Source organism: Coprococcus sp. TM115-187, assembly GCF_027679115.1.
In the GTDB taxonomy this organism is placed as follows: Bacteria; Bacillota; Clostridia; order Lachnospirales; family Lachnospiraceae; genus Allocoprococcus; species Allocoprococcus comes.
In genome coordinates, this window is record NZ_JAQEKS010000002.1 from 285,649 (window position 1) to 291,706 (window position 6,058).

Sequence of the window (6,058 nt, forward strand, 5' to 3'; positions counted from 1 at the left end):
CGTCCTCCTTACCATTCCAGCTCACTTGCAGAAAGTTTATGCTCATTACAGTAATTTTTGCGGATCATTCCATCACGAAGTTTTACCACCCGGTCTGCCATATCCTTGATTGCATCGTTATGGGTAACCATAATAATGGTATTCCCATATTTCTGATTGACTGTTTCGATCAGCTTCAGGATTTCCTTGGATGTCTTATAATCCAGCGCACCGGTTGGCTCATCACAGAGCAGGATGTCCGGATTTTTGACAATTGCACGTCCAATCGCGGTTCTCTGTTGCTGTCCTCCGGAAAGCTGGTTCGGCAGCTTGTTCTGATGTTCATAAATACCCAGCGTTTGCATCAGCTCATCCACATCCAGCGGACGATTACTTAAATAAGCACCGATTTCAATATTTTCTCTAAGTGTCAGGTTTGGAATCAAATTGTACATCTGGAATATATAACCCAGATGCTTTCTCCGGTACAGGGACAGCTTCTTCTCTGTCATATCCTCCAGCTGTTCTCCATCAATCGTAATACTTCCTTCATCTGCCCCGTCAATACCGCCTATAATATTCAGAAGAGTCGATTTTCCGGAACCAGATGGTCCCAGAAGCACACAAAACTCTCCTCTTTCAATTTCCAGATCAAATCCTTTCAGAACATTTACCCGGCTGTCGCCTGTTCCAAACGACTTTTTGATCCCCTTAATCTCTAAAAACATTCCTCTACTCCTTCCTTTAGTTACTCATATAGTAGCAATGTTATATTTCATACACTTATGTTAGTTTAGGCTTACTTTTTTGTCAATATTTTAATTGTTATTTTTTAAAAAAGATATTGACAAATGGAAGGAAAATTTTTAAAATAACTATCTGTGTAATTTTATACCAAAATCTTTGTGGATTTTTCTGGATATCAAAATAGATATCTACTTTTCGCCACATAACTTGTTGCATACAGCGACAGTTATGTGGCTTTTTATATATCGGGCTTCTGCCCTTTTTTACAGATTTTGTACCTTATGCTTTACATTTATCAGGAGGAATGTTTATGAACCAGACTTACATGAAAGAAAAACCGATTCTGCCACTTCTTCTTTCCATGGCTCTGCCAATGGTGATTTCAATGATGGTCAACTCTCTTTATAATATTGTTGACAGCTATTTCGTTGCACGGATCAGTGAAGAAGCAATGACTGCTCTGTCTTTAGTCTACCCGATCCAAAATTTTATCACCTCGGTCGGTGTCGGCTTTGGAATCGGAATCAATGCCGCCATCTCCTTTTTCCTTGGCGCCCAGGATCAGAAAAAAGCGGATGCAGCTGCCACACAGGGACTTTTTCTCTCTGTCATCCACGGTATTGTTCTTACCGTAGTCACAATTGCCGTAATGCCGCTATTTTTACAGATTTTTACAAAAGACGTGACCGTTATTCAGATGGGAAATGCCTACTCCCGGATCGCATTTGGATTTTCCATTGTAATCTCTCTTGAAATTACCTGGGAAAAAATTTTTCAGGCAGTCGGACGGATGCGCGTGTCCATGATCTGCATGATGAGCGGATGTATTTTCAATATCGTACTGGATCCACTTCTGATTTTCGGAATCGGACCGTTCCCGAAAATGGAAATTGAAGGAGCCGCACTTGCAACCGGTCTTGGTCAGGTTGTCACACTGGTACTGTATCTTGCCTTTTATTTTACCAGACCGCTTCCGGTGAAAATTCATAAAAGCTGCCACGTAGACCGTGCCATGGTCGGACGGCTTTACGCGGTTGGAATCCCTGCCACTTTGAATATGGCACTTCCATCCCTGCTTATCACCGCACTAAATGGGATTCTCTCCGCCTACTCCCAGGTTTACGTGGTGGTGCTCGGAATCTATTACAAGCTTCAGACCTTCCTGTATCTTCCGGCAAATGGAATCATCCAGGGAATGCGTCCGCTGATTGGATACAACTACGGTGCCGGTGAGACAAAGCGTGTCCACAGACTGTTTGCCGATACCCTTTATCTGAGTCTTGGGATCATGCTCTTTGGTACCGTTTTCTGCCAGCTCTTCCCGGATTCACTGATCGCACTGTTCAGTTCTAATCCGGAAACCATTCAGGCAGGAGGAATGGCACTTCGGATTATCAGCCTCGGATTTTTAGTTTCTTCCGTGTCCATCACCAGCTCTGGTGCACTCGAAGGACTTGGAAAGGGAACACCGTCCCTGCTCATCTCACTGTGCAGATATACGATCATCATTATTCCGGCCGCATTTATCTTAAGCCGGATCTTCGGGGCTTCCGGAATCTGGTACGCATTCGGAATTACCGAATTTGCAACTGCTGTGATCGCCTATATGACTTACCGGCAGGCAACCATAAAAAACTAGACATATCTGCATCAAAAAGTTCTACTACTTTTTCGATACAACAAAAAACCGTAAATCCGGATTTGCTCTTTACAATACTGCAAATCTCCGGATTTACGGTTTTTAATTTTCTCTTTATTTTACTTTTCCATCCCAGTCCGACTTTTTATTTGCAGACTATTCTTCTTCGCTGATAATATGTCTCGCAACATAAACACCACTTGCAGATGCATGGGACAGAGAATGTGTAACACCACTTCCGTCACCGATCACATACAGTCCCTTATGGCAGCTTTCCAGATTCTTATCGATCTCTACTTCCATATTGTAGAATTTTACTTCCACACCATAGAGAAGGGTATCGTCATTTGCTGTACCAGGTGCTACCTTATCCAGAGCATAGATCATCTCAATGATTCCATCCATGATTCGTTTTGGAAGAACCAGACTCAGATCACCAGGCGTTGCTGATAAGGTTGGTGTTACCAGACCTTCTTCAATACGCTTTTCTGTACTTCTTCTTCCACGTACCAGATCACCAAAACGCTGTACGATCACACCACCGCCTAGCATATTGGAAAGTCTTGCGATACTTTCACCATATCCGTTACTGTCCTTAAATGGCTCAGAGAAATGCTTTGCAACCAGAAGGGCAAAGTTGGTGTTGTCCGTCTTTTTTTCATTTCCTTCATAGCTGTGTCCGTTTACTGTGATGATACCGTTGGTATTTTCATTTACCACAATACCGTTCGGATTCATACAGAAAGTACGCACATTGTCCTCGAATTTTTCTGTACGGTATACAATCTTGCTCTCGTAAAGCTCATCTGTCAGGTGTGAGAAGATCACTGCCGGAAGCTCTACACGAACACCAATATCCACACGGTTTGATTTGGTCGGGATTGCAAGATCCTTGCAGACCTTTTCCATCCATTTGCTTCCGCTTCGTCCGACAGAAACCACACATTTCTTACATTCATAAGCGCCATTTTCACATACGATACGGTATCCTCCATCGATAATCTCAATTGTCTCAACCGGTGCATCAAAGAAGAAGTCCATCTTATCCTTCATCTGATCATAAAGATTCTGAAGAACGACGTAATTGATATCTGTTCCCAGATGACGTACAGATGCATCCAGAAGATTCAGCTTGTTCTGAAGACAAAGCTTTTTAAATTTTGTTCCGGCTGTGGAATACAACTTTGTACCTTCTCCACCATTTTCCATATTGATCTCATCGACGTACTTCATCAGCTCAACAGCCTGTTTTTTACCGATATACTCAAATAAAGTTCCGCCGAAATCATTGGTGATATTGTATTTTCCATCTGAAAATGCTCCGGCTCCGCCAAATCCGCACATGATCGAGCAGCGTTTGCAGTTGATACAGCTCTTTACTTTTTCGCCATCAATCGGACATTTTCTCTTTTCCAGCGGATAACCTTCTTCAAATACTGCGATCTTGCAGTCTGGTTTCTTTTTCATCAACTCATAAGCAGCAAAAATTCCGCCTGGTCCGGCACCGATAATAATTACATCATACTTCATCCGTATATCTCTCCTTTTATTTGCATGATAAAATGATGATACCAGGATTAAAAGGTCAGAAAGCCGATGCAAGTTTGCTTGCAAGAGGATTTTTGACCTCTTGACCCGCCAAAAACATGAGTAAGTAGCCATTTTTCAAAGAAAAATGAGCGGATTACGAATGTTTTTGAGGATTGCGAGAGTGCAAAGCACGTAGCAATCTGGTATCAAAGGGGTCAAAATACCTTTTGACCCTGACATCTTATGATATGAGTGTCAAAAGTAAATTTTGCCCCTCACTGGTGTAATCAGATTGCTCCATTGCTAAGCAATTCCCGCAATCCTAATATGTCACATAATAAAACTGCCGTATATCCGTCTGTGTCCAGATGATTATGCACGGCAGTTGTCCTTCTTTTGCACAACCTTTCATATTTTAAGAGAAATCTTTCTTTTCGTCAAGGTGTTTCTTTCTTTTTCACTTTTTCTATATTGCTTTTTCTGCTACTTTTTTTGTTTTCCACCTGATTTACAGCTTCACAATGGTCGGCTCATGTTCCATTGCCGGAATAATCTTCTCTACCAGATCTTTTGTCTTAAGTCTGAGACTCGATGTATTGATACATGGATGACATCCGATATATTCTCCTGTAAGCACATCTTCATCGATCAGAAGCCGTACCATCTTGTCCTTATCATTCATCAGTCCAAGCACACTTAAAGATCCCGGCGTGATGTTCAGATATTGTTCCATATACTCCGCTTTTGCAAAAGAAAGTCTGGACGAACCAATCTGCGCTGACAGATCCTTTGTTTTAAACACCTTATCTCCCGGAAGCATCAGTAAATAAAACTGTGTCTCCTGCCGATTACATAAAAGTAGATTCTTGCAGATCGTCGCCTCCAGCGTCCGGTCGATTTCCTCGCATGCCTCCATTGTCATTGCGGCTTCATGGTCGATTCTCTGGTAGATGACTCCTAACGAATCCAGGAAATCATATACGCGGATTTCCTTGTCCATTCTGCCCTGTGTGTCTGTTGGTTTTCCGTTTACTAATTCCATGTAGTTCTCCTCCGTCCTAGACTTTATTCTTTTTAAACATTTCATTCTCTGCATACTTGTATAGCAAATATTCATCGCGGTGTAAGATTTTTCCAAACAGCTCTATCTCTCCATCAGAGTATCCTTCTCCCCAACAAGCTAATTATATCATAAGTCCTTTTATATCAAATATTTTTCTATCAGATTCTCTATTATCTTTGAATTCAATACATTTTGTTCTGTCTCAAAAGTTATAATCAACCGATCGCCTGGATATATATGATTTATTTGATACAATTCTATTTTTCGCACAGCTGCTCTTGCATAATCCTGTTTATCCATCAATCCTTCATGTTCCCAATATATTTCCCGGTAAGTCTTTCTTGACAAAAATGTAAAATCCGGATACACGGTACCATACCCTTTCAGATGAAGTGGCTTTTCATATTTGTAAAGAATATTCTTTCTATAAAAATAATCTGCTAATATCTTCTCTGACTTTGATCTGACACGTTCTCCCTTCTCAGTAAGAATTAATGGTGTTCCCTCCTTGAACTCTTTCCCCTGATATTCTTCTTCATACCACTTTGTAAGCAGCTGATCCCATGTTGGTTCGATCGGAGTTACCAGTAATTGTCTCGCATTATTCATAGACGTATAAATTTTCTCAATTTCATCATCTGAATAATTTTTTGTTATTCTCTTTATTTGTTTAAGCCTTGCTTCTCCCTTTTTTACCACTGCCTTATTATAACCTTTTTGCGCCAGGCACTTTGGCAATTCTTTATTATCTCTTGGAATGTAGACTCCTTTGTTATCATCTATACATTGATAATAGCGCGGCTTATTTTTATCTATTGAAATTCTGAGGTGTCCTTCTGGTACTGTTGTATTCAAATCAGCTTTAGCTTGCGTAACAACTTTCTCCAAATGTTCCTGCATCTGAAGAAGCATGTTTTCTAATTCATACATATATATAAACATTTCTCCTTTGCTTTTCTATTTTTCAAATCCTAATCAATTCATTTCGAGAATTTTCTTGATTTATTTCGAGTTTTGTCAATTACAATCAACTCATTTCTGTAAACTGGACCCCATGTCAAGGACACAGTAAATTTTTTAGGTCAATTGGTTAAACAACC

General features: G+C 40.6%; 5 protein-coding genes. 1 reads left to right on the forward strand and 4 read right to left on the reverse strand.

Annotation, left to right across the window (positions count from 1 at the left end; translation table 11 throughout):
• Positions 1-8: 8 nt before the first annotated feature.
• Positions 9-707 (reverse strand): ABC transporter ATP-binding protein, encoded by a 699-nt coding sequence (locus PGW42_RS03105; protein ID WP_117822769.1) that lies wholly within the window; start codon positions 705-707, stop codon positions 9-11.
• Positions 708-1,036: 329 nt separating this feature from the next.
• Between PGW42_RS03105 and PGW42_RS03110 the strand changes: the two genes are divergently transcribed.
• Entirely contained in the window at positions 1,037-2,365 is a 1,329-nt protein-coding gene (locus tag PGW42_RS03110; protein ID WP_270202851.1) for an MATE family efflux transporter, read from the forward strand.
• Between the two features lie 156 nt (positions 2,366-2,521).
• Here PGW42_RS03110 and PGW42_RS03115 read toward each other — a convergent pair whose 3' ends face one another.
• The 3 genes from PGW42_RS03115 to PGW42_RS03125 form a co-directional block, all read right to left on the reverse strand.
• Positions 2,522-3,895, reverse strand: a complete 1,374-nt coding sequence (locus PGW42_RS03115; protein WP_195250294.1) for an NAD(P)/FAD-dependent oxidoreductase — start codon at positions 3,893-3,895, stop codon at positions 2,522-2,524.
• A 508-nt stretch (positions 3,896-4,403) separates the two neighbouring features.
• Positions 4,404-4,937, reverse strand: a complete 534-nt coding sequence (locus PGW42_RS03120) for a prolyl-tRNA synthetase associated domain-containing protein (RefSeq protein WP_270202852.1) — start codon at positions 4,935-4,937, stop codon at positions 4,404-4,406.
• Positions 4,938-5,096: 159 nt separating this feature from the next.
• A complete protein-coding gene (locus PGW42_RS03125; RefSeq protein ID WP_270202853.1) occupies positions 5,097-5,888 on the reverse strand; it encodes a hypothetical protein in 792 nt (263 codons plus the stop codon).
• Positions 5,889-6,058: the final 170 nt, after the last annotated feature.